Genomic DNA, 25,365 nt, shown 5'->3' on the forward strand with positions numbered 1-25,365 from the left:
AACACTGCCCTGCTCACTTTTCCTGCCTTCACCAATCAATGATATGTTTGGTTACTGGCATAACATTGTTCGTAGCCATCATTCCAGCCATTCGCGTATTTGGATTCTTTTTGCATGCGTTCCGGATCCTGCCGGAAGCCATTGTAAAATGTAGTCGCCTGTTCTTTTCTGCTGTCGCAGCCATCCTGATACCCGTCAAGATAGTTTCTAGCAAACCCCAATTCCGCCAGTTGCTCATGGCGTGTGCCACTGCAGCCAGAAAGTAATCCGACGGCCACACACCATACGAACCCTATCATTCGTTTTTTCATGCTTGTCACCCTAAGGGAATACCCATTCTTCAGTCCCTCTCAGGTAAAAATAGTGAAAGTCGATTGCTCTTCCCGTCTCAAAAGTGACACCACAGGACTCACAAGCTTCGATCGCTTTGGCTGGCTTCACAGCAGAGGCATGAAACCACTGGCAAGCTGACCCTATACTATTGGGCAATCTGTATTTTTCTCTCACCCTCCTTTTCCCCTCCCTCCTCACAGAATTGGTGCAATTCAGGGGTATGAATCAGTGTTTTATTTGATGAAAAGCTTGTCTTAACATTTCTGCCTTCAACTATTTTCACATCACTATTTTCACACGGCGCGCTTTCTTCATACTTTGGAAGCAATAAAATGATTCAAAACGGACTTCTCTTAACCCTTGTGATGCTCACTCTATGGACTCTTTTTATCAGGCTTATTTTGCGATCTGGCGAACGACTTCAGGGGGTTCAATCCCCTTCGAAGCACTTGATCGGTTATTCAGGCACCATTTTCCATCGGTGGGTTGTACAATGTTCGTTCGCCAGCCACATGGCTGGCAACAACTCAACACCCACTCGCCAAATCAAGCCCTGCTGGAACAACTGAGCCACCTGAAGTTAGAAACGCATGCACCTCACTGGGATCCCTCCGGGTCATCCACCGCACTCTGGCTGCCGTTAACCGAGCATAATCAATGGGTCGGCCTGCTGGTTCTGGAAATAAAAAATCAGATCAATCCGCTGCAGCCGGATTACTTTGCCCCTCTCACAGCACATTTGAGCGATGAACTGGCCCGCCACCAGGCAAGCTTGCCCCCTGAACACACGCAGCGCCCCCTGCTGGATATGCTGCAGGGTCTGCACGAGTTTTCTTTTATGCTCTGGCGGACATCGACACTGGACGAACTGCTTTTTAAGGCCGTCGACCAAGGAAAGAAAGTCATGCAAATCGACAGAATTGCCATTTTCCTGCTGGCCGGTGACAATAAAATGAAAGGGACCTATGGCACGGATATTGAGGGTCATACCGTGGATGAGCGTGAATTTGAAGCCTTCATTCCACCGCTCTGGTTTACAGAGCATCCTCAGGCACAAAACGGTTATCTGGCGATTAATCACCGGACTCAGCTCTATCACAATCTGGAAGCAGTCGGGGAAGGCTGGAGTGCGTACACATCGCTGTGGGACAACGAACAGCGCGTCGGCTGGATCGCCTATGACAATTTGATCCACGGAGCACCGCTGGCTGAATATCATGCGCAGCTGTTAAAACAGTTCAGTTTCATTGTTTCTCAGCATTTGGTGCGAAGGCAGGCCGAAGAAAAACTCAGCCAGTTAAATGCTGAGCTGGAAAAGCGTGTCACGGAACGGACATTGGAATTACAGCAACTGAACCGTCAGTTAGAACATACTTCCCGTCAGGATCCGTTAACTCAGGTGCCGAACCGGCGTGTGTTTGATCAAACCCTGCCTCTGGAATGGCGACGGGCCAAACGCCACAAACTCCCGTTGTCTCTGCTGATGATCGATGTGGATCACTTTAAGCATTTCAATGACAGATACGGCCATGCTGTGGGGGATCAGTGCCTGAAACGCCTCGCACAAACCCTCAGCTCGCTTGAACGACGCGCAGGCGCACTCTTTGCTCGTTATGGCGGCGAGGAATTTGTGATTCTGTTACCCGGGCAAAATGCTCAGGCAGCCATTGTCTCGGCAGAAAACGCGCTGCATGCCGTCCGCGCGCTGGCCGTACCCACCCACGAAGAGCAACCGGATGGCATCACAGTGAGTATCGGTGTTGCCACGTTGATCCCTGACGCAGAGAACAGCGCAGAGCAACTGTTTAATCTGGCCGACAACGCCCTGTATCATGCCAAAGCATTAGGGCGTAACCAGTATTTTATGGCCGACTAGTCCGGTTGCTTTGCCGGGATGCACCCGACGCTTTTTTACCGGTCCCGCCCCGCTTCTGCCGACTGCCTTTCTTTTTGAATGCTGACGGCGCTACGGCCTGCAACGCACGCAGACTTGGCGGAACCTCACCTTGTTTCACCTGAGTCATCAAATGCTGGATTTGTGCCTGTAACGCTTCCATGAAAGGCTGATAGGCACATTTCCGGTCGGCCATGTCCTGAAGCTGATGCTCCCAGTGCGCCGTCATATCCGGATACGTCGCAGCTTCCGGTAAGGCATAAACCAGGGCTTTGCCCGCTTCTGAAGCGTGAATGTTTTTGCCCTGACGATAGAGCAACTGCCGTTTAAACAAAACATCCAGAATACCGGCCCGGGTTGCTTCCGTCCCGAGGCCATCGGTTTCACGAAGAATTTTTTTCAGCGACTTATCCGCCACAAAACGGGCGATTCCGGTCATGGCCTGCAGCAGGGTCGCTTCGGTAAAGTGTTTAGGCGGCTCAGTGACCCGGTCTTTAATCTCCCCTTTCTCGCAGGTTAATGTCGTGCCTTTATCAAGCGGCGGGACCTTTGCAGCCAAATCCTGTTCATTCTCTGCATCTTCTTTCCCCTGCAACGCCTTCCAGCCAGATTGCATCAGTTGCCTTCCCCGGGCAATGAAAATGCCTCCGGCAATGGTAAACGTCAGTTTGGCTTCGGCATAAATGGCCGGCGGGTAAAACTGCATCAGGTACTGGCGTGCGATGAGCTGATACACCTTGGCTTCCCGATCACTGAGTGCTCCGGGCTGAACCGCCTTCGGTGTCGGAATAATGGCATGGTGCGCATCAACTTTACTGTCGTTCCAGGCTTTCGAACGCAACGTTAAATCCGCGCCCTGAATGGCACTGCTCATGACGGGTGCCGTCGCAGCCACGGCTTTCACCACATCCGTCGCCTGATGAAAGTGGTCTTTCGGCAGATAACGACAGTCAGAGCGCGGATAAGTAATCACTTTATGCTTTTCGTACAACGATTGGCAGCAAGCCAGCACATCGGCGGCGCTCAGTTGGTAGCGCCGGGCCGCATCAATCTGTAAAGCAGACAGGGAATAAGGCAAAGGAGGTGCCTGGCGCGTTTCTTTTCGCTCAGCATCGGAAACCAGCGCAGGCTGGCCCTGAATTCTGGCAACGACATTTTCACAGAGTTTTCGGTTCAGTACCCGCCCTTCTTCGTCCTGCCAGGGCTCACACGCCTGGCTTGGTTGCCAGCGCGCACGAATGACCATATCCTGATAGGGAATCAGCGCATACACATCATAAAATGGCACGGGAATGAAATTGGAAATGTCGTCATCGCGCCGGGTGACCAGACCCAGCACCGGGGTCTGTACCCGCCCGACCGACAGAACGCCTTGATAACCGCCCCGTTGTCCGAGCAAGGTATAAGCGCGGGACATATTCATGCCATACAGCCAGTCAGCCCGGGAACGCGCCAGCGCCGAAACTGATAGCGGAATGAAGTCTTTGTTCTCTCTGAGCTGACTGAGCGCCCGCTTCACCGCCGCTGGGTTCAGATCCGAAATTAAAAGCCGTTTCATGCCTGCTTTTTTCCCGGCGGCCAGCTGAACGTAATCGATCACTTCATCCACCAGCAACTGCCCTTCACGATCCGGATCGCCGGCATGAATGACCTCAGTGGCCTGCTTAGCCAGCTTCCGGACAACACTGAGCTGCTGTTTCGCTGACTTTCGGGGTGCAAGCTGCCATTGCTCTGGAATAATGGGTAAATCATCCAGGTGCCACTTTTTATAACGCGGGTCATAGGCGTCCGGCTCAACCTGTTCAAGCAGATGCCCGATACACCAGGTCACAATGTCGCCATTGGCCACTTCAATGTATCCCTGATGGTTCTTGTGAGGACGAGGTAATACCGCGGCGATAGCACGGCCCAGGCTTGGCTTTTCAGCGATGTATAAGCGGGTCATGAACTTGTTTAAGCTGAGAATAACTTCCCGCACTATAAAGAATTCAACACTCAGTGACAATCTTTACTGGATATAAAAACAGTATCCTGACAGAAAGCCGGTGTGGGCTCACAAAGTACAGCACGCAGACGCTGCAGACGCTGCAGACGCTAATAGGTTTTCAGAATCAATTTACGATGCACCACTGCATGATGCAGCGTTTTCGGTGTGACTCGAATCCCCCAGCTCAGATCCATACCGCGCTGAAGGATCTGTTCCCACAGGGTAAACTTTGGGGCATGCGCAAGATAACCTAAATCATATAACGCCTGTCCGGCCAGCCATTCAAACCGGCGGTGTCTGTGTGGACGCCAGTGCCGGAAACGTGCCAGTGGCTGGAAATTCTGATCCGCTGCCATCGGCGTCCAGGTCACAGCCGATTGCTGCTCACGTTGCTCTGATGACCCCGACACATGCATCTGCCGAACTGCATCCATCGAAAGCGCATCCGGATCCAGAGCAAGAAACTCAAACACAGATTTCAGCGTTTGTTCTGCATCGGTCAACAACGATTCATAACTCACCCGCTTGATTTGATGCTGCCGTTCAGGATGCTCAGCCATAAAGTCCAGAATTCTTTGGGCGGATGTCCCCCAGTCATAAGCGGCTTTTTCAAAGTCCCAGTCAAACGAACGGACACCGGATTCAGCCACTGCACGGCCATCCCGGACCAGAATGAGCAATTTGCTGTCCGGAAACAGCTTGAAGAAGTACCGGAGCTCGCGGACAGACGGCGTTTTGGCCACCACCAAATCTGTCTCACTCAGAGCCTGCTGTTTCGGTCCGCTCAGTAAGAACTGTTGCAGCCCCAAACCAAGATGCCGCATCAGGTGTGCTTCCGTCAGAATATGCCGCTGTGGATCCCAGCGCGAACTCCAGTGGCGTTTGACCTGCTGACAGTAAGTGTTCAGATACCCCGACTGACTGAGCAGAAAATCTTCATAGACAGGCGCGTTGTGAAAGCATTGCGGATGCAGATTCAGCAGATTGGCAAAATAGTTCGTGCCGGAACGCGGCATAATCCCGAGCAAAAAGCATAATCGAGCCATGGTCGGATCCTGGTCATTTTTTGTGGACTTAACTCAAAACTAGCAAAAAACGACCATTTTGCTGGCGGGCAAACAGAAAAGGCAGCGAGAACCGCTGCCTTTAACAGTCTTTCAACCGATTACAGATATTCGACAAACTGAGTCAGATCGCGCTCCGGCGCTTTCACTTCCCGACAGCCTGGCGTGCCCAGATACAGGAAGCCAACAATCATATCATCGCCCTCTACACCCAGCGCTTCACGAACGACCGGATGATAGGCCCAGCTGCCTGTGCGCCAGAAACCCGCAAATCCCTGTGCCACGGCGGCCATTTGCATCGCCTGAGCTGCACAGCCCGCAGAGATGTGCTGTTCAATCACAGGAATTTTGTCACTGGCCTGCACTTTAGCGACCACAGTGATCACCATCGGCGCGCGGAAAGGAGCTTTTGATGCTTTTTCCAGCACGGCTTCCTCGGCGTTGTCTGCCGTTGCAGCCGCGACCAGAATATCCGCCAGCTTTTGCAGGCCTTCACCTTCAGAAACAATCAGCCGCCATGGGGTCAGCGCACCATGATCCGGCGCACGAAGCCCGGCACGAAGAATATTCTCCAGTGCGTCTCCCTGAGGTGCCGGTGCTGTCATTTTCGGCAGTGAACGGCGATTCAGCAGCAGTGATAATGCATCCATAAAAAACTTTCTACCTCGGTGATAACGATTCTTGTTTGGTAATACCAATCAAAGTAAATCAATGATCAGAAATAGCGCAGGGAAAATGTTTGAGAACAAGGCAGATTTTTAGATAAGTATTTATTCTACAATCAAAAAATCTAACGCAGTGATCGAACATTTGAACAAGCTAGGATGACCAGTGATTGACTGCGATTGGTATAAGATAACATATCCGCAGTTTCGAAGCACAGAGACAAAAACGGCTCCCGCAGGAGCCGATTGTTCATTCGAAAACGTTGCCGTTTATAACCGTGCAGCCAGTTCTGTACCCTGGCGGATCACACGCTTGGCATCCACTTCACCGGCAAATTCAGCACCACCAATTACATGCACGTTCAAACCAGCCGCTTTCAGCGGTGCCGACAAGGTTTCGACTGAGGTCTGGCCGGCACAAAGCACAATGTGATCGACTTCCAGAATACGCTGCTGACCTTCGACCGTGATATGCAGTCCCTGCGCATCAATCTTGTCGTAGCTGACGCCGGAGAGCATTTCCACACCACGTTTTTGCAGCACTTTCTGATGAATCCAGCCTGTTGTTTTGCCCGGCCCTTTACCCATTTTTCCGGAACGTCGTTGCATCAGCCACACCTGCCGGGCACTGTGCTCACTTTCTGGCTGGCACAGTCCGCCAGCCTGAGTAATCGAGGTATCGATGCCCCAATCCTTCAGCCAGTGCGCCAGAGAAGCATCTTCCGGTTCGGTCAACATGCTGGACACATCCACGCCGATCCCCCCTGCACCAATCACAGCAACCCGCTGACCTAACTGGATCTTATCGCGAATCAGCGTCTGATAATCAATCACTTTGTCGCTATCCGCCATGCCCGGAATTTCCGGGATCCGGGGTTTCACACCGGTAGAAACCACGACTTCGTCGTACCCCTTCAGATCGGCTGCCGATACGGACTGACCCAGTTTCACGTTCACCCCGGTTTGTTCCAGACGCCGGGAGAAATAACGGATGGTTTCCCGGAACTCTTCTTTCCCGGGAATCTGCATCGCCAGATTAAACTGCCCGCCGATATGATCATTTTTCTCATAGAGGTCAACGTCGAACCCACGCTCTGCTGCAGCCGTCGCAAATGCCAAACCTGCCGGACCCGCACCCACCACAGCCACTTTGCGTTTCTGAGCCGCCGGGGTCAGCACCAGCTCTGTTTCATAGCAGGCCTGAGGGTTCACCAGACAGCTGGCCCGCTTGCCTGCAAACACGTGATCCAGACAAGCCTGATTACAACCGATGCAAGTATTAATGTCGTCCGCACGGTTTTGCTCGGCTTTCACCACAAAATCAGCATCTGCCAGAAACGGCCGAGCCATTGACACCATATCGGCCTGATGAGATGCCAGAATGGATTCAGCAACATCCGGAGTATTGATTCGGTTACAGGTGACCAGCGGAATCGAAACCTGTCCTTTCAGTTTTTCGGTGACCCAACTAAACGCAGCCCGGGGAACCTGAGTCGCAATGGTCGGGACACGCGCTTCATGCCAGCCGATACCAGTGTTGAGAATGGTCACTCCAGCCGCTTCCAGCGCCTGAGCCAGTTGTACCACTTCATCAAATGTACTGCCCTGCTCAACCAGATCCAGCATGGAAAGACGGAAAATAATGATAAAGTCTTGGCCCACCCGAGCCCTGACCGCCTTCACCAGCTCAACCGGGAAACGCATGCGATTCTCGTAACTGCCGCCCCATTCGTCGGTTCTGTGATTCGAACGCTGACAAATGAACTGGTTGATCAAATACCCTTCCGAGCCCATCAGTTCCACGCCATCGTAACCCGCTTCCCGCGCCAGTTCAGAACTGCGGGCGAACGCATCAATGGTTTTCAGGATCTGACGCCGGCTCATTTCCTTCGGTGTGAATTTTGAGATAGGCGCTTTAATCCCCGATGCGCTCACCGCGAAAGGGTGCATCGCGTACCGACCGGCATGCAGAAGCTGAAGGGCAATTTTACCGCCTTCACGGTGAACAGCTTCAGTGATTGTCCGGTGCGCTCTGGCCGCGCGGCCGCTGCTGAATTCAGCACTCAGTGGCGTGAGCCGCCCCCTGAAATTGGGCGCAAAACCGCCGGTGACAATCAACCCCACCCCACCTCTGGCGCGGGCGGCATAAAAGGCAGACAGTTTTTTAAAGCCATCGTGGGCTTCTTCCAGTCCGGTATGCATAGACCCCATCAACACTCGGTTCTTCAGCTTCGTAAAGCCCAGATCCAGCGGTGCCAGCAAATGCGGGTAGGTGACATTGTCCATAGCTTCCTATCTCTTTCGTTTTTATAGAAGGTCAGACCACTTATAGCATAGGGTTAACGGTCATTCAAACAGCCGTTTACATATTATCAACATTCATCACTGATGACGTAATTTCCGCCAAAAGCTTTTTAGGTCGCATTCAATCATTATGTCGTCAAACTCAGCCATTGAATGCCTGAGCCAGCGCCTGACTCTGCCCTTGGTATAGTATTAGGTAATCAAGTCCGGTCTCAGGTAGGATAGGCATGAAGATTCATTTTCGGGAAAAACCATGAAAGTATTACTCAAAGGCATTGCTAAAGTGCTGCGCGGGGGCTGGAAATTACTCAGCTTTACCCGACAGTTATTTTTCAATCTGATTTTTCTCGCACTGGTTGGTGTGATTATTTTTATCTTTCAGCAAGGTTCAGATGAACCCGTCTTACCAGAGAAAGCTGCACTGGTGCTGGATCTGGATGGTCCGATTGTTGAGAAGCGCTCTTATGTGAACCCATTTGATCAGGTCGTTGACAGCGCATTGGGACAAGTTCCTGTTCAGGAAAATGTGCTGTTTGATGTGGTCGACACCATACGTGCCGCCGCCAAAGACGAGAACATCACCGGCCTGATTCTGAATCTGAAAGGCATGCCGGAAACCAATCTGACGAAACTGCGTTATATCGCCAAAGCGATTGAAGAGTTTAAGCAGGCCGGAAAACCTGTCTACGCGGTAGGCGATCATTACCGTCAGAGCCAGTACTACCTGGCCAGTTATGCCGATAAAGTCTTCCTGTCGCCAGATGGCGGTGTGTTGCTGACCGGTTACGGCAGCTATTCGCTTTATTATAAGTCTCTGCTGGAAAAACTGGATGTCACCACCCATGTTTTCCGGGTCGGCACTTACAAATCCTTTGTAGAACCTTATACGCGCGACAACATGTCTGATGCAGCACGTGAAGCGAATACTGCGTGGCTGAACCAGATGTGGCAGGCCTATACACAGGATGTCGCCCGCAACCGTCAGATTGATGCCAGCGTGCTGACGCCGGATGTCCCTGATCTGGTTGAAGCGCTGAAAGGTGTTCAGGGCGACTTTGCCCGCCTGAGCCAGAAAATGGGACTGGTGGATGAACTGGTCAGCCGGACTCAGCTCCGCCAGCAATTCATCAAAGAATTCGGTTCCGATGGCGATCACGGGTTTAACCAGATCAGTTACTACGATTATCTGCCGACTGTTGCCAGTCCTTTCGGGCCGAGTAAAAACGGCATCGCAGTGGTGGTGGCCAGTGGCGCAATCGTCGACGGCCAGCAGGGTCAGGGCAGCATTGGCGGTGACACCACGGCCGCTCAGCTCCGCGAAGCTCGTCTGGACGATAGCATCAAGGCTGTGATCCTGCGGGTAGACAGCCCTGGCGGCAGCGCCTTCGCCTCTGAAGTGATCCGAAACGAAGTCGACGCACTTAAGCTGGCCGGCAAACCTGTGGTTGTTTCGATGTCGAGTCTGGCGGCCTCCGGCGGTTACTGGATTTCCTCCAGTGCCAGCGAGATCATCGCGCAACCCACAACAATCACCGGCTCAATCGGCATCTTCGGAATTCTGGCAACCTTCGAGAAAGGCCTGGAAAATATGGGCGTCTACAGCGATGGCGTGGGAACAACCCCATTTGCCGGCATTGGAATTACACGTGGCCTGCCGGATGATGTTGCTCAGGTGTTCCAATTAGGCATCGAGAACGGATACCAGCGTTTTATCAGCCTGGTCAGTGAAAACCGTCATCTGTCTCTGGAAGAAACCGACAAAATTGCTCAGGGCCGGGTCTGGACAGGTCAGGATGCGCTGAAACTGGGTCTGGTCGATCGTCTGGGTGATTTCGATGACGCTATCGTCTCAGCCGCCAAACTGGCGAAACTGGACGATTATGATCTGCGCTGGATTGATATTCCGCTCTCTCCGCTTGAGCAGTTCATGCAGGAGATGACCTCGGAAGCCAGTGCTGCGATTGGTCAGGTGGTTGCGTCTCAGGTACCGAGTGTCTTCCAGCCTGCGCTGAAGCAGATCGCGACAGATATCTCCGGACTGAACCAATTGAACGATCCCAAAGGGCAATATGCTTTCTGTCTGAACTGTAGCAGCACAGGGCAATAGACCTCACCGCAGTTCAGTCACACATCTGACTTGTTAAGCCCGGCGATGCCGGGCTTTTTTTCGGCCCGATTCACCGTATAATGCTGGCACCATCAAAATAACGCTGTACCTGAATTCAAATGACAAAAAAACATATCTACATCGCCTATACAGGCGGCACCATAGGCATGCAGAAATCTGACCATGGCTACATCCCTGTGGCTGGTTTTATGGAGCAGCAACTCAAAAGCATGCCTGAGTTTCACCGCTCAGAAATGCCGGATTTTACCATCCACGAATATGCCCCGCTGATCGATTCTTCAGACATGACGCCTGAAGACTGGCAACGCATTGCAGACGATATCCAGGCCAATTACGATAAATTTGATGGATTTGTCATTCTTCATGGTACGGACACCATGGCCTATACCGCCTCTGCCCTGTCGTTTATGCTGGAAAATCTGGGCAAACCTGTGATTGTCACCGGTTCTCAGATCCCGCTTGCGGAACTGCGTTCTGACGGACAAAGCAACTTACTGAATGCCCTGCACCTTGCTGCCAATTACCCGATCAATGAAGTCACTGTGTTTTTCAATAACCAGTTACTCCGGGGAAACCGCAGCACCAAAGCACATGCGGACGGCTTTAACGCCTTTATCTCACCGAACATGCCTGCTCTGATTGAAGCGGGGATTAACATTCAGGTGAAACAAAGCGCCGTTCTCAATCAACAACCTGAAGGTGAATTCCGGGTTCAGCAAATCACCCCGCAACCTATTGGTGTGATCACCATGTATCCGGGAATTTCACCTGAAGTGATCCGAAATACCCTGCGCCAACCGGTCAATGCCATGATTCTGCTGACCTTCGGGGTTGGTAATGCGCCGCAAAACCCGGATCTGCTGGCCCAGCTCAAAGAAGCCAGTGATCGTGGTGTGATTGTTGTGAACCTGACGCAATGCCTTTCTGGCAAAGTGAACATGGACGGCTACGCCACCGGCTGTGCCCTGGCCGACGCTGGTGTCCTGAGCGGTTTTGACATGACCCGTGAAGCGGCACTGGCGAAGCTGCATTATCTGCTCAGCCAGCAATTACCGACTGAACAGGTCCGTGCGCTGATGCAACAGGATCTGCGTGGCGAACTGAGCCGCTGACAGAACATCTCATCCATCCGGATAATCTGAGAGCCGCCTGACGCGGCTCTTTTTATATCTCAGCTACACTTATACCAATTTCATTGACTGGTGATGAGCAACGCTGATGATGATTCTGCATGGCGCGTCCATTTCTCCTTTTGTCAGAAAAATCATGCTGGCCCTGTCTTACAAGGGACTGAGTTATGAACTCCAGCCGCTCAATCCGTATCTGGAAAAAGAGCTGGCGCATAAACGTCATCCGATGGGAAAAGTGCCTGTTCTTGAGCATGAAGGCCAGACTGTCATTGATTCCACAGTCATCGCCCATTATCTGGATGATCTGTATCCCGTGCCCCCGCTTTATCCCGGTGATGCTGGCGAGCGCGCCCGGATCCGCTGGCTGGAAGAGTACGTCGATACCCGCCTGAGTGCCTTACTGGCAGGCGTGCTGTTCTATCAGCGCATTCTGCGGGGTCAGATTCTGGAAAAAGAAGTCGATCAGGAGGCCATTGAAGATTGCCTGCATCACCATTTACCGCCAGTGCTGCGTTATCTGGAAGAGCAGATTCCTGATGAGGGATTTATCTCGACGCACTTTTCCATGGCCGAAATCAGTTTATGGAGTATCTTTCGCAGTGGCTGGATGGCAGGGTTAAGGCTTCAGCCGCACTTCCCCAAATTGGATGCCTATCTGGCCAGTGTCGGGCAAGAACCCTGGATCGCCAATTTCATGACAGAAGAAGATCACGAACTGAGCGTTTATTATTGTCCACCCGTTGTGGTCACAGTGCCGGACAAAGCATGACCGGCACCAGATAAATGCATGACAACCCGTGCTGCTAGTTCCCCTGCAATGGGAAACGGGCGATGTCTGCGACGGGCGCTTCATCTTCAATCGCGAAATCACGCTTCAGCTCTGCTTTCGATTTAAAGCGGATGTCACCTCCCGCAGCAACGGACATATGTTCGGCGTCCGTGTTGTGGCGCGACTGATACAACATCACAGCCTGTAACGTCGACTCCCGCTGCGCTTCTGTCAGCGGTGTGCCGTCAGCCCATTTCCCGGTTTCAACGGCTGCCAGCAAACGCTGATAAACTTCAGGGGTCATCGCTGCCAGAATCTGTTGAACATCCATTACCTATACTCCTCTTACGCCATCCTCTGCAGATGGCTGCAAATAACCGCGGTGACTTCACCTTCATTCAACACCCGTGCAACGATAATGCCCTGATTCAGTCAGTCAAGTCGCAATGATCATTTCGTTTTCTTTTGTTTTCGTGATCACACTGCAGCAATGTCACAGTTTTCTTTGTGCGAATGCCGTTTCTGCCGCCTCTTATTAAGGTATTCTTGACTGCAGTGATCCAACCAATGAGCCACGCACCATACATGACCACCTTTGGCATTCATGCCCGTAACGTATTGTTTTCATTATCAACAGTGTTTTTACTTTCTGCTTGTCAGGGAGAGTTTAAGACCACAGATAGTCTCTGCGCAGCACACCCTGATATATGTGAGGGTTTGAATAACAATGATGGCCAATGCCGCATCCAGCGTACTGACCTGATCTGGCAACGGTACAAGCAACAAAAAACACCAACAGATATCGAGACATTCCATACGCTTGAGTACACCCGAAGCTATCAGGCCTGTCTTGAATATGCGGCAGAAATTGAGCCGACCCGATACAAAGAGCGCAAATCGAACCGGGCAACCGCACTGGTCAACAGCTATGAGGCGATTGATGCGCTCACTCTGGCGCTGGCAAACTCTCAGGAACCGGAAATCATTTACGATCGCTGGAGTCGGGGGAATCATGAAGCCAAAGAAGAATTTCTGAAACTGGAAGGCTCCGGCAAGCTACAAACACCAGAACTACAACTGGCACTGGCCTCTTTTTATAGCGACAGCGACAAAGAGAAAACCCGTCAGTTGCTGCTCACAGCGTTAGAGCTTTATCACGGGGAAAAACAAGTGAAGCCGGATATTATCCTGACCCTGGCCACTCAGGCTCATCAGAAAGGTGAGATTGCAGAAGCATACCTGTGGTCCCGTGTCGGCAGCCTGATGCGGCTACCCGTTGCCAGCACAGAGAAGCTGGCTCGCCTCTATCCACTGGCGCCTGAAGATAAAGCCTATCTTGATTTGCTGGCAGACAGCATTATTCAGAGTCTGAGTAGCGGGCACTTTAACCGGATTACAGTCGAGAGAAGTCTCTCGACACTGCCAAGCCTGCAGGCGCCGGATTCTTCCGCCTGATTTCAGGATAAATCCGGTCACCATAACAGGGCATCTGCAGGTTAATTCTTGTCGCTGAACGCGAGCGATACTGAGTTCACACAATAGCGCTGCCCTGTCGTCACTGGCCCGTCATCGAACACATGGCCCAAATGACTGTCACAGCCTGCACAACGAATTTCTGTGCGGCTCATTCCATAACTGTGATCCGTTAAATATCGAATCGCATTCTGATCAACTGGCGCATCAAAGCTTGGCCAACCGCAACCTGAATCATATTTCTGTTCAGAATGAAATAAGGCGATCTTGCAGCAAGTACAGTGATATATCCCTGTTTTTTTATGATGCAATAAGGTGCCGGAAAATGGCGCTTCAGTTCCGCCTTCCCGACACACATAATATTGTTCTTCAGATAATAAATCTTTCCAATAAGCGTCTGATTTAAAAGTCATTCACTTTCCTGTAAACACATTTTTCCAAGCCTTACTGACTTTAAATTTGCCAATTTTTGCAGAAATAGCACATACTTTTGCTCGAAAGGTTTTTACACCAAAGCATCACATTTAAGCATATTTCCCTGTATTTCGGGTACAAATTTAAAACTAAGCAACACTGTCGATTACTTTGCCAGCAGTTTTAGATGCATTATTCAGCCATCGGCCAGGATTGTAATAAAAATCCGAAAGTTTTTTGATTAAAGACAATTTGAGGTCTGTTTTTGCTTGCAGACCCGCGTGAGATTATGTAATTTTACTACCAGTTATCTTTCATTAGAAATTAAGTTGTGGAGCAACATAATGACTATCAAAGTAGGTATTAACGGTTTTGGCCGTATCGGTCGTTTCGTTTTTCGTGCTTCTGTAGAGCGTGATGACATCGAAGTTGTGGGTATCAACGACCTGATCGATGTTGAATACATGGCATACATGCTGAAGTACGATTCAACTCACGGCCGTTTCAAAGGCACTGTTGAAGTCAAAGACGGCAACCTGATTGTCAACGGCAAAACTGTCCGTGTGACTGCAGAACGCGATCCAGCGAGCCTGCAATGGGATGCCATCGGTGTTGATGTTGTTGCTGAAGCAACGGGTATCTTCCTGACAGACGAAACTGCGCGTAAACATATCGAAGCAGGTGCCAAGAAAGTTGTACTGACTGGCCCGTCTAAAGATGACACGCCAATGTTCGTCATGGGTGTGAACCACGAAAACTACGCAGGTCAGGACATCGTTTCTAACGCGTCTTGCACAACAAACTGTCTGGCACCGATCGCGAAAGTTCTGAACGACAAGTGGGGCATCAAAGACGGTCTGATGACGACTGTTCACGCAACCACTGCAACTCAGAAAACTGTTGACGGTCCTTCTGCGAAAGACTGGCGTGGTGGTCGTGGTGCTTCTCAGAACATCATCCCATCTTCAACTGGTGCAGCAAAAGCAGTTGGTAAAGTCATTCCTGAGCTGAACGGCAAACTGACTGGTATGGCGTTCCGCGTGCCAACTGCAGACGTTTCTGTTGTTGACCTGACTGTAAACCTGGAAAAACCTGCAACTTACGAAGAAATCAAAGCTGAAATGAAGCGTGCTTCTGAAGCTGAAATGTCTGGCGTACTGGGTTACACCGAAGATGCAGTCGTTTCTCAGGACTTCATCGGTGAAGTACGTACATCTGTATTCGATGCAGACGCAGGTATCGCACTGACTGATACTTTCGTGAAAGTTGTATCTTGGTACGACAACGAGATCGGTTACTCAAACAAAGTACTGGATCTGGTAGCGCACATCTCTAAGTAATCCTTAGACTGTGAACTCTAAAGGCGGCTGATAGCCGCCTTTTTGCTATCTGCTCGTCTGTAAAATCAGTTCTCTGCTAAGATTGGCTCAAAAAGGAACCCGCTATGGATTTACGTCAGCTCCCGACCACCACTGTGCTTTCAGAACACATCAGCCTGTGCCGGCTGGATGGTATCGACGTGATACGCATTCTTCATCCCCAGTGTCAGGCTGCGATCTCTCTGTTTGGCGGCCATCTCCTGAGCTTTCAGCCCACAGGGCATCAGGCGATGATCTGGATGAGTGAAGCCGCCGATTATTCAGGTTCCTCTGCATTGCGGGGCGGGATTCCAATCTGTTGGCCCTGGTTTGGGAAAGCGGCTACCCCATCCCACGGTTTTGCCCGCACCAGCCTTTGGGAACTCGAAAGCTTTAACGACCAGAAAAGCCATGTCACAGTAACGTTGACGCTGCATGATTCTCCAAAAACACAGGCCATCTGGCCCTATCGCTTTCATAATCGCCTTCATTTTGAACTGGATAAAACGTTGAAAGTGCAACTGACCAGCACCAACACAGACCTGCGTCCGTGGCGGATGTCCGGTGCCCTGCACACGTATCTGATGGTTGGTGACATCATGCAAACGACTTTGTCCGGACTGGGGAATGAGTATCTGGATGGCCTGGCAAACCAGCAGCGTCTTCCTTCAAATGGCACCTTACAGTTCGATGATGCAGTTGACCGCATCTACAATCGAGCTGAATCGACCATTCATCTGGAAGACCCACAACTGTACCGACGTTTGAAAATCCGGAATCAGGGACACGATAGCGCCGTCGTCTGGAACCCCTGGCAAGCGGGCGCTGCCAGCATGGTCGATATGACCCCGGAAGGTTACACCACGATGGTGTGTGTGGAATCCGCCCTTTCAGGGACAGGGATCGTGCTTGAACCGGGACAATCGCATCATCTCACCACCGAAATTGGCGCCGAGTGAGACATCAGGCTCAGATCAATTGAGCCTGACAGAATAATTTCCAGTGGCGGTATGGTATCTGGGGCCCGGTCAGGCTTGCATGGTGCCGTCCGCTTCAATCAGCACCCAGCCATTGCCATCCGGGTCATTGAAGGTTGCAAACCGCCCCCCCATCAAGGTGACAATCTCTGACAGGCTCACCCCCCGGTTGGTCAGTTCATCATAGGTCGACGTGATATCGTCCGTATGAACCACCAGTCCCTGAACGGAACCGGCCTGCATTCCCCCGAAAGGCATGACTAGGCTAATGGTCGTCTCTGCGCCCTTTGGTGCCAGTTGGATCCATCGTTTATGACGGTCCGCCTGATGATCCCTGATCAACTCGAATCCAAGCGCATCACGGTAAAAAAGAAGCGCCTGACTTTGATCCGAAACTGGGATCGACACCGTATCAACCCGAGAAATTGGCATGAATCACTCTCCCCTCAAGCTACACTTTTCTAGCTTACGCCAGAGCTGTTGATTTAGCTCAAAAAATAAGCACAGCTTAAGCATATGAGGATTCCTGAGGCGCAGCGTCCTATCGCTGCAACAGTCAGGTATAAAAATCAGCTCCCCTCAAAAAAGACATCTTTCACTGCAATATGCACCCCTTGTACCACTTTCACCCGAAATGAACACCATTCACCCGATGAACCGCCAAAGAATACACCTTCGCCCCCCGAACACACTTTTCATTCAGACCCCGATTGAACGCTCCGGAATCAGGGGAACAAGGTTGATGTTTTTTTGAGCAGATGGCTTGCAGATCCCTGTTGATAGGAGGATAGTAGCTCTGAGGGCAGGTTCATTTTTGCCCGGTCCGACCGCACATTTCAACGAAATTTATAGCAAAACCAATCACTCACTAAAGCAAATTCATTCGTTAGGTCTAGTCTTAGTTGTGAGGGATGTGAAAGATAGATGATTTCGTCCTTTCTAAATGATTGAAGAACGATTCAGGGGGCATACCATGAGTATTTTTGACCACTATCGTCATCGCTATGAAGAAGCCAAGGATGAAGAGCTTTCATTGCAGGAATTCCTTGAAGTTTGTCGTAACGATCGCAGTGCCTATGTGAACGCTGCAGAGCGTCTTCTGATGGCCATTGGTGAACCGGAAATGATTGATACCGCAAAAGATCCACGCTTGAGCCGTATCTTCTCGAACCGAGTCATCTCGCGCTACAAAACGTTTGAAGACTTCTATGGCATGGAAGAAGCGATTGAACAAATCGTGTCTTATCTGAAACACGCCGCGCAAGGCCTTGAAGAACGTAAACAAATTCTCTATTTACTGGGTCCTGTGGGTGGCGGTAAATCTTCTCTGGCTGAAAAGCTGAAAAGCCTGATGCAGAAAGTGCCGATTTATGTACTGACTGCAAACGGTGAGCACAGCCCGGTCAATGACCATCCGTTCAGCCTGTTTGACCCACAAGAGGATGGCGAAATTCTGAACAAAGAATACGGCATTCCTCAGCGCTATCTGAACACGATTATGTCGCCCTGGGCGGCCAAACGCCTGAAAGAATTCGGTGGGGATATCACCAAGTTCAAAGTGGTGAAAGTGCGTCCGTCCATTTTGCATCAGGTCGGGATCGCGAAAACCGAGCCTGGTGATGAAAACAATCAGGATATCTCTTCTCTGGTCGGTAAAGTCGATATTCGTCAGCTGGAACACTTTGCTCAGGATGATCCGGATGCATACAGCTATTCCGGTGCCTTGTGTAAGGCCAACCAGGGTCTGATGGAATTCGTGGAGATGTTTAAAGCCCCCCTCAAAGTGCTGCATCCACTGCTGACGGCGACTCAGGAAGGGAACTACAACGGAACCGAAGGGCTTTCTGCTTTACCTTATGAAGGCATCATTCTGGCTCACTCCAACGAATCGGAATGGCAAACCTTCCGTAACAACAAAAACAATGAGGCCTTCCTGGACCGTGTGTTCATCGTGAAAGTGCCTTACTGTCTGCGTGTGTCGGAAGAGATTAAGATCTACGAAAAACTGTTGATGAACAGTGAACTGGCCAATTCGCCCTGCTCACCAAGTACGCTGGATATTCTGGCCCGCTTCTCAGTGCTGTCACGATTGAAAGAGCCTGAAAACTCCAGTCAGTACTCGAAAATGCGGGTGTATGATGGTGAAACCCTGAAAGACACGGATCCGAAAGCCAAGTCCTATCAGGAATACCGCGACTACGCAGGGGTTGATGAAGGGATGTCTGGCCTGTCGACGCGATTCGCGTTCAAAATTCTGTCCCGGGTCTTCAACTTTGATCACTCAGAAGTCGCAGCGAATCCGGTTCATCTGTTCTATGTCCTTGAGCAGCAGATTGAACGGGAACAGTTCCCGCAGGAATTTGCAGAAAAATATCTGGAGCACCTGAAAGGTTACCTGATTCCCAAATATGTCGAATTTATCGGCAAAGAGATTCAGACCGCCTATCTGGAATCCTACTCTGAATATGGTCAGAACATTTTCGACCGTTATGTCAGCTATGCCGACTTCTGGATTCAGGATCAGGAATACCGAGATCCGGAAACCGGTCAGTTGTTCGACCGTGCGGCCCTGAATAACGAGCTGGAAAAAATCGAGAAGCCTGCCGGAATCAGTAACCCGAAAGACTTCCGAAACGAAATCGTCAACTTTGTGCTGCGTGCCCGGGCCAGTAATGAAGGCAAGAATCCAAACTGGACCAGCTACGAGAAACTGCGCACCGTGATCGAGAAGAAAATGTTCTCGAACACCGAAGAGTTACTGCCAGTCATCTCGTTCAATGCGAAAACCTCCACGGAGGAGCAGAAGAAGCACGACGACTTTGTGGCTCGTATGATGGAAAAAGGCTATACCCGCAAACAAGTACGCCTGCTGTCCGAATGGTATCTGCGCGTACGGAAGTCATCGTAATAGATGGATGATGATTAAGGGGGAGAGCTTATGGCGCATTTTATCGACCGCAGGCTCAACGGTAAAAATAAGAGTACGGTGAATCGGCAGCGCTTTTTACGCCGGCACAAGCAACAGATCAAAGACTCGATTGCTGATGCAGTAAATAAGCGCTCCATCACGGATGTCGATAGCGGCGAGAGTATTTCAATCCCTTCGCGCGACATCCGTGAACCAGCTTTCCATCAGGGACGTGGTGGGCACAGGGAAATCGTGCACCCCGGCAATGATCAGTTCAGCCCTGGCGACCGCATTGAGCGGCCCCAGGGGGGCGCTGGTTCAGGGGGCTCGGGAGAAGGCCAGGCCAGCCCCGACGGGGAAGGTCAGGATGATTTTGTGTTCCAGATTTCCAAAGACGAGTACCTCGATCTGCTGTTTGAAGATCTGGAATTACCGAATCTGAAGAAAAACCAGTTCAACAAGATTGTGGAGTGGAAAACGTTCCGGTCTGGCTATAAGTCCAGTGGTGTTCCGGCCAATATTGCCATTGTGAAATCCTTGCAGAATTCACTGGCACGCCGTACCGCAATGACCGCAGGCAAACGTCGCCAACTTCGTGAACTGGAGCAGGAACTGGATCGGTTACAAAGTACAGAACCAGCACAGCCTTTTGATGAGCAGCGGGTCAAAGAAGAAATTCAGACCTTGCGTGAGCGCATCAGCAGTGTGCCTTTTATTGACACCTTTGACCTGAGGTACAAAAACTACGAACGCCGTCCGATGCCCAGCAGCCAGGCTGTGATGTTCTGCCTGATGGACGTCTCCGGCTCCATGGATCAGGCGACGAAGGATATGGCGAAACGATTCTACATTCTGCTTTATCTGTTCCTGACCCGAACCTATAAAAATGTGGAAGTGGTGTTTATCCGACACCACACGCAGGCGAAAGAAGTTGATGAACACGAATTTTTCTATTCACAGGAAACCGGGGGCACCATTGTATCCAGCGCCCTCCGCCTGATGGATGAAATCGTGAAAAAACGTTACTCGCCTTCGGAATGGAACATCTATGCTGCACAAGCATCGGATGGGGATAACTGGGCTGATGACTCACCGGGTTGTCGTGAATTGCTGAACAAGCATATTCTTCCGGTGTCTCGTTACTACGCTTATATCGAAATTACCCGCAGAGCACACCAGACACTGTGGCGGGAATACGAATCGCTGCTGGGAGGTCATGACAACTTCGCCATGCAGAATATTCGGGGCGTGGATGACATCTTCCCGGTCTTCCGGGAGCTGTTTAAGAAACAAGTCCATTAATCCGAGAACTGAAACGGGCGACATGCAACCTCGCCCGCTTTGCAGACACTCAGGGACTGAGCGAATTGGCCGATGTGGGAGTAGGTTATGGTAACAGACACCAAACAAAAGGCACTCAGTGATGGTCCGGACTGGACATTCGAACTGCTTGAAGATTACCACAAAGAAATCAAGCGGGTGGCCAATCATTATCGTCTGGATACTTATCAGAATCAGATTGAGATCATTACTGCCGAACAAATGATGGACGCGTATTCCAGTATTGGGATGCCGATTAACTATCATCACTGGTCTTTCGGGAAACGTTTCATTGAAACGGAGCGCGGTTATAAGCACGGTCAGATGGGGCTGGCCTATGAAATTGTCATTAACTCCGAGCCTTGTATTGCCTATCTGATGGAAGAAAACACCATTACCATGCAAGCCCTGGTGATGGCGCACGCCAGTTATGGGCACAATTCATTTTTCAAAGGTAATTATCTGTTCAAAACCTGGACAGACGCAGGCTCCATTATTGATTACCTCCTCTTCGCACGAAAATACATCACCGAGTGTGAAGAAAAGTATGGTGAAGAAAACGTCGAGAAATTACTCGACTCATGCCATGCACTGATGAATTATGGTGTGGATCGGTATAAACGACCCCAGAAGATTTCACTGGCTGTCGAAAAAGCCCGGCAGAAAGCCCGGGAAGATTATCTTCAGACTCAGGTCAATGCCCTCTGGCGAACCATCCCGACCCATGCAGAAAAAGACCATGAGCATGAAGAAATCCGTTTTCCTTCGGATCCGCAGGAAAATATTCTGTATTTCATCGAAAAACATGCCCCGCTACTGGAGCCATGGCAGCGTGAAATTGTCCGGATTGTGAGAAAAGTCAGCCAGTATTTCTATCCGCAAAAGCAAACTCAGGTAATGAATGAAGGCTGGGCCACCTTCTGGCACTACACCATCCTGAATCATCTGTACGATGAAGGACTGGTCACAGACCGGTTTATGATCGAATTCCTGCACAGCCACACCAATGTGGTTGCCCAGCCAAGTTACAACAGCCCGTATTACAACGGGATTAACCCGTATGCACTGGGATTTGCCATGTTCCAGGACATCCGGCGCATTTGTGAAAACCCAACCGATGAAGACAGATACTGGTTCCCGGACATCGCCGGGAAAAACTGGCTGGATACCTTGCATTTCGCCATGGAAAACTTCAAAGATGAAAGCTTTATCAGTCAGTTTTTATCTCCGAAACTCATGCGGGACTTCAAGTTTTTTGCTGTCGATGATGATGACAGAAATAACTATGTCGAAGTTGATGCCATTCATAATGAAGAAGGATACCGGGCCATTCGTGAAAAGCTCTCGTCACAGTACAACCTGAGCAATAATGAGCCGAACATTCAGGTCTGGAACGTCGCGCTGCGGGGCGACCGTTCACTGACCCTGCGTTATGTACCGCACAATCGTATCCCGCTGGCAGACAGCTATAACGAGGTGCTGAAGCATCTGCATCGACTGTGGGGATTTGACGTCATTCTGGAAGAAGAGCTCAGCGATGGCAGAAGTCATATTCTGGCGGCCTGCCCCGTCCGGGGAAGCAGCTACACCGCTGATATCTGACCCTGTTCTATGTTCGACTGATAAAAAAAGAGAGGCAATTGCCTCTCTTTTCTGTTGGGTGCTGACCCATGTCAGTTTTTTGCAAATTCTTCTCGAGCCCGAATTTACTGCTCTTCTTCGTGCAAAAAGCGAGCGATTTCTACCCGATTACTGTACCAAATCGCACCGCTGTCACGGCCATATTTGCGAATCCGATCTGCCACCAGCTCAGGCTGATGGTTATCACAGAAAGCTTTCAGATCACGGTAGTAACTCAGTGCCAGCTCGCAGGCTTCACGGTTCATAAAATAGTAACCGCCAACCCGGGTGTAAATCTTACGCAGGCCGTTGATGGTCAGTACATACAGGATGTTTCCTGAGTGTGTCGCCATACCCTGGAACATGCGGTAATCAAAATAGTTAAACGCACGCGCCCGGCAGATTTGCTCACAGAGTTCCGGATCATCTTTGCCGTATTTATCGACGATCTTTCTCACTTCCAGCAGTAACTCAGCTTTTGTATCGCTGCTTTCTACGAAAGATTCGAAGCTCTCTGCAGCCAGCAGGTGTTCACAGGAATGAATCACATAATCCAGTAACTGACTGACTTTCTCACTGTTTGACTTCACCGCATAGCGCATATACACGCTACTGATATCGGTTCTTGCCGAAAGCAGATCTTCCAGAACACGTTGTACATCCTGGCCGTCCAGCGTAATCAGCGTATCCAGAATACTCAGTCCGGATGTATCCATATAATTGTTCACACGGGTGGGTTTACCGTGCTGAATTGTCAGCCACCCGTCTCGAGCCAAGCGCTGAAGCACTTCGCGTAAAGTTGTGCGCGTTACACCAATCAGCTCGGATAACTCACGTTCAGCAGGCAGAATTGACCCCTGCGGGAAATGATTATTCCAAATGCTCTCAATGATGTATTTTTCAGCAAACGTTGCTGGGCTGTCAGCCTTTATAACCATCAGTTAGATTTCCAATCTTGCTTCTTGCTATCTTTTATTAACTCATCATACCACTAGTTATGGCCGAGAAGAAACGTTGCCACCAGCAGATTTGAAGCTGGTTAACAACGGAGGATTCTGCTGCTTTCAGAGCCGCATCCCAACTTATTGTTCTAACGAATATATTTCAAAATATTTCTGTTACAATCTAAACCTTGGTAGTTGAACGCTTGCGTCAATGCCATAATTTTGTGTTACGAAATATTAACAGCTTAACAATCAATTTATACAATCAGTTAAAATTGCGGCCAATAACACAAAGGCAGCCTATCAAATAGACAGCCTTGAATGGAAGCGGCCTGCTATCAAATTCAATACGCTACAGCCAAACGATGTGTCGTTCAGGCTGATTTTTTGCGTGCTGAGGATGGCATCAATAAATAACAAGAGATTAACAACATGGCTATCACGCTAGGGAACGCGTTTATTAAAAACTTTCTGGGCAAAGCGCCCGACTGGTATAAGCTCACCATCATCGCCTTCCTGGTGATCAACCCGATCGTCTTCTTTTTGATTGACCCTTTTGTCGCCGGGTGGTTGTTGGTGGTGGAATTTATCTTCACACTGGCGATGGCCCTGAAGTGCTACCCGCTGCAACCCGGCGGTCTGCTGGCAATTGAGGCAGTTGCCATCGGGATGACCACACCAGAACTGGTCAAGCATGAATTGGTGGCAAACATTGAAGTGTTACTGCTGCTGATCTTCATGGTGGCTGGTATCTACTTTATGAAGCAGCTGCTGCTGTTCATTTTCACCAAGATCCTGATCGGTATCCGTTCTAAGGTTCTGTTGTCCCTGTCTTTCTGTATTATGGCTGCATTCCTGTCGGCATTTCTGGATGCATTGACCGTGATTGCTGTCGTGATCAGCGTGACCACGGGTTTCTACAGTATCTATCATAAAGTCGCGTCCGGTCAGGAGCCGCATGCAGCGCATGACCATACGTCAGACCATGATATTCATGAACTGAGCCGCGACGATCTGGAAAACTACCGTGCCTTCCTGCGAAGCCTGCTGATGCATGCCGGTGTGGGAACCGCACTGGGTGGTGTGATGACCATGGTTGGCGAACCGCAGAACCTGATCATTGCCAATCAGGCTGGCTGGCAGTTTGGTGAGTTCTTCCTGCGCATGGCGCCGGTGACCATTCCGGTATTCTTTTGCGGCATGCTGACCTGTGTGCTGGTTGAGAAATTTGGCATCTGTGGCTACGGCGCGAAGCTGCCGGAAAATGTCCGTAAGATTCTGATTGATTTCGACAACGAAGAACGCAAACGTCGCACCAATCTGGATGTGGCCAAACTCTGGATTCAGGTCATCATCGCTGTCTGGCTGATTGTGGGTCTGGCCCTGCACCTTGCTGCTGTTGGCCTGATCGGTCTGACCGTGATCATTCTGGCCACCGCATTTACCGGCATCATCGAAGAGCATTCACTCGGAAAAGCCTTTGAGGAAGCCCTGCCCTTTACCGCACTGCTGGCCGTATTTTTCTCCATCGTTGCCGTCATTATCGAGCAGAAGCTATTCAGCCCGATCATTACCGCTGTCCTGGAAATGGATGGCAGTTCGCAGATGGGCATGTTCTACATCGCGAATGGCCTGCTTTCCATGGTGTCGGATAACGTCTTCGTTGGCACGGTATACATCAACGAGGTCAAATCTGCGCTGATCGACGGCATGCTGGATCGCGAGCGTTTCGATATGCTGGCAGTCGCCATCAATACAGGAACCAACCTGCCATCCGTCGCCACGCCGAACGGTCAGGCAGCATTCCTTTTCGCGCTGACGTCCGCACTGGCACCGCTGATTCGTTTATCTTACGGTCGCATGGTGTATATGGCCCTGCCGTATACGCTGGTACTGTCTCTGATTGGTCTGGCGGGGATTGAACTGACGCTGGTGCCCATGACAGACTGGATGTACCAGCAGGGCTGGCTTACCGCAGCCAGTGAGGTGATTCCACAATTGGCGCCTGCTGCTGGACACTAAAGGGAATTTCTGGTTCTCTACGTTGTCATAGCTAAAGCAAATTACTGAGAAACAA

20 protein-coding genes are annotated in these 25,365 nt (G+C 50.6%); 11 read left to right on the forward strand and 9 right to left on the reverse strand.

Annotated features, from left to right (window positions below):
* Window positions 1-35 precede the first annotated feature (35 nt).
* On the reverse strand, window positions 36-299 hold the full coding sequence (locus Q4579_RS12760; RefSeq protein WP_303564745.1) for a hypothetical protein: 264 nt from the start codon (window positions 297-299) through the stop codon (window positions 36-38).
* A gap of 527 nt (window positions 300-826) precedes the next feature.
* Between Q4579_RS12760 and Q4579_RS12765 the strand changes: the two genes are divergently transcribed.
* Window positions 827-2,209 carry a sensor domain-containing diguanylate cyclase gene (locus Q4579_RS12765; protein WP_303564747.1) on the forward strand — a complete coding sequence of 461 codons (1,383 nt, stop codon included), beginning with the start codon at window positions 827-829 and terminating at the stop codon, window positions 2,207-2,209.
* On the opposite strand, the gene Q4579_RS12770 is transcribed toward Q4579_RS12765, so the two are convergent.
* The 4 genes from Q4579_RS12770 to Q4579_RS12785 all read right to left on the reverse strand — a co-directional run bounded on the left by Q4579_RS12770 (window position 2,196) and on the right by Q4579_RS12785 (window position 8,229).
* The gene (locus Q4579_RS12770) at window positions 2,196-4,172 is read right to left on the reverse strand and encodes a DNA topoisomerase III (RefSeq protein ID WP_303564749.1); all 1,977 of its coding nucleotides are present in this window, start codon (window positions 4,170-4,172) and stop codon (window positions 2,196-2,198) included. The genes Q4579_RS12765 and Q4579_RS12770 overlap by 14 nt on opposite strands.
* A 149-nt stretch (window positions 4,173-4,321) precedes the next feature.
* Window positions 4,322-5,260 carry a sulfotransferase gene (locus Q4579_RS12775; RefSeq protein WP_303564751.1) on the reverse strand — a complete coding sequence of 313 codons (939 nt, stop codon included), beginning with the start codon at window positions 5,258-5,260 and terminating at the stop codon, window positions 4,322-4,324.
* A 119-nt stretch (window positions 5,261-5,379) separates the two neighbouring features.
* Complete coding sequence (locus tag Q4579_RS12780; RefSeq protein WP_303564753.1) at window positions 5,380-5,928, reverse strand: NAD(P)H nitroreductase; 549 nt, start codon at window positions 5,926-5,928, stop codon at window positions 5,380-5,382.
* A gap of 285 nt (window positions 5,929-6,213) precedes the next feature.
* Window positions 6,214-8,229: an NADPH-dependent 2,4-dienoyl-CoA reductase gene (locus Q4579_RS12785; RefSeq protein ID WP_303564754.1), complete on the reverse strand. Its 2,016-nt coding sequence runs from the start codon at window positions 8,227-8,229 to the stop codon at window positions 6,214-6,216.
* A gap of 271 nt (window positions 8,230-8,500) precedes the next feature.
* On the opposite strand from Q4579_RS12785, the gene sppA reads away from it, so the two are divergent.
* The 3 genes from sppA to Q4579_RS12800 all read left to right on the forward strand — a co-directional run bounded on the left by sppA (window position 8,501) and on the right by Q4579_RS12800 (window position 12,274).
* A complete protein-coding gene (gene sppA / locus Q4579_RS12790; protein WP_303564756.1) occupies window positions 8,501-10,354 on the forward strand; it encodes a signal peptide peptidase SppA in 1,854 nt (617 codons plus the stop codon).
* 119 nt (window positions 10,355-10,473) lie between these two features.
* Complete coding sequence (gene ansA, locus Q4579_RS12795) at window positions 10,474-11,487, forward strand: asparaginase (protein WP_303564757.1); 1,014 nt, start codon at window positions 10,474-10,476, stop codon at window positions 11,485-11,487.
* Window positions 11,488-11,593: 106 nt separating this feature from the next.
* The gene (locus tag Q4579_RS12800) at window positions 11,594-12,274 is read left to right on the forward strand and encodes a glutathione S-transferase family protein (protein ID WP_303564759.1); all 681 of its coding nucleotides are present in this window, start codon (window positions 11,594-11,596) and stop codon (window positions 12,272-12,274) included.
* 34 nt (window positions 12,275-12,308) lie between these two features.
* Here the strand turns inward: Q4579_RS12800 and Q4579_RS12805 are convergent, their stop codons facing one another.
* The gene (locus Q4579_RS12805; RefSeq protein ID WP_211647472.1) at window positions 12,309-12,605 is read right to left on the reverse strand and encodes a YeaC family protein; all 297 of its coding nucleotides are present in this window, start codon (window positions 12,603-12,605) and stop codon (window positions 12,309-12,311) included.
* Window positions 12,606-12,859: 254 nt separating this feature from the next.
* Here Q4579_RS12805 and Q4579_RS12810 point away from each other — a divergent pair, with 254 nt between their 5' ends.
* Window positions 12,860-13,729 carry a DUF2989 domain-containing protein gene (locus tag Q4579_RS12810; protein ID WP_303564874.1) on the forward strand — a complete coding sequence of 290 codons (870 nt, stop codon included), beginning with the start codon at window positions 12,860-12,862 and terminating at the stop codon, window positions 13,727-13,729.
* Window positions 13,730-13,770: 41 nt separating this feature from the next.
* On the opposite strand, the gene msrB is transcribed toward Q4579_RS12810, so the two are convergent.
* On the reverse strand, window positions 13,771-14,160 hold the full coding sequence (msrB, locus tag Q4579_RS12815) for a peptide-methionine (R)-S-oxide reductase MsrB (RefSeq protein ID WP_303564761.1): 390 nt from the start codon (window positions 14,158-14,160) through the stop codon (window positions 13,771-13,773).
* Between the two features lie 345 nt (window positions 14,161-14,505).
* Between msrB and gap the strand changes: the two genes are divergently transcribed.
* Together gap and Q4579_RS12825 are read left to right on the forward strand one after the other, a co-directional pair.
* Complete coding sequence (gene gap, locus Q4579_RS12820; RefSeq protein WP_211647470.1) at window positions 14,506-15,501, forward strand: type I glyceraldehyde-3-phosphate dehydrogenase; 996 nt, start codon at window positions 14,506-14,508, stop codon at window positions 15,499-15,501.
* Between the two features lie 104 nt (window positions 15,502-15,605).
* Window positions 15,606-16,478, forward strand: a complete 873-nt coding sequence (locus Q4579_RS12825; RefSeq protein ID WP_303564764.1) for a D-hexose-6-phosphate mutarotase — start codon at window positions 15,606-15,608, stop codon at window positions 16,476-16,478.
* 69 nt (window positions 16,479-16,547) lie between these two features.
* Here the strand turns inward: Q4579_RS12825 and Q4579_RS12830 are convergent, their stop codons facing one another.
* Window positions 16,548-16,928 carry a VOC family protein gene (locus tag Q4579_RS12830; protein ID WP_211647468.1) on the reverse strand — a complete coding sequence of 127 codons (381 nt, stop codon included), beginning with the start codon at window positions 16,926-16,928 and terminating at the stop codon, window positions 16,548-16,550.
* Window positions 16,929-17,469: 541 nt separating this feature from the next.
* Between Q4579_RS12830 and Q4579_RS12835 the strand changes: the two genes are divergently transcribed.
* The 3 genes from Q4579_RS12835 to Q4579_RS12845 all read left to right on the forward strand — a co-directional run bounded on the left by Q4579_RS12835 (window position 17,470) and on the right by Q4579_RS12845 (window position 22,326).
* Window positions 17,470-19,404, forward strand: coding sequence for a PrkA family serine protein kinase (locus tag Q4579_RS12835; protein WP_303564765.1), 1,935 nt, complete (start codon window positions 17,470-17,472; stop codon window positions 19,402-19,404).
* 30 nt (window positions 19,405-19,434) lie between these two features.
* A complete protein-coding gene (locus tag Q4579_RS12840) occupies window positions 19,435-20,706 on the forward strand; it encodes a YeaH/YhbH family protein (protein ID WP_303564766.1) in 1,272 nt (423 codons plus the stop codon).
* Window positions 20,707-20,793: 87 nt separating this feature from the next.
* Window positions 20,794-22,326, forward strand: a complete 1,533-nt coding sequence (locus tag Q4579_RS12845; RefSeq protein ID WP_303564768.1) for a SpoVR family protein — start codon at window positions 20,794-20,796, stop codon at window positions 22,324-22,326.
* Between the two features lie 104 nt (window positions 22,327-22,430).
* On the opposite strand, the gene fadR is transcribed toward Q4579_RS12845, so the two are convergent.
* Entirely contained in the window at window positions 22,431-23,282 is an 852-nt protein-coding gene (gene fadR / locus Q4579_RS12850) for a fatty acid metabolism transcriptional regulator FadR (protein ID WP_211647464.1), read from the reverse strand.
* Between the two features lie 438 nt (window positions 23,283-23,720).
* Between fadR and nhaB the strand changes: the two genes are divergently transcribed.
* Complete coding sequence (gene nhaB, locus Q4579_RS12855; RefSeq protein WP_303564769.1) at window positions 23,721-25,310, forward strand: Na(+)/H(+) antiporter NhaB; 1,590 nt, start codon at window positions 23,721-23,723, stop codon at window positions 25,308-25,310.
* Window positions 25,311-25,365 lie beyond the last annotated feature (55 nt).

The sequence above is a fragment of the Photobacterium sp. 1_MG-2023 genome (genome assembly GCF_030547945.1).
Classification (GTDB): domain Bacteria; phylum Pseudomonadota; class Gammaproteobacteria; order Enterobacterales; family Vibrionaceae; genus Photobacterium.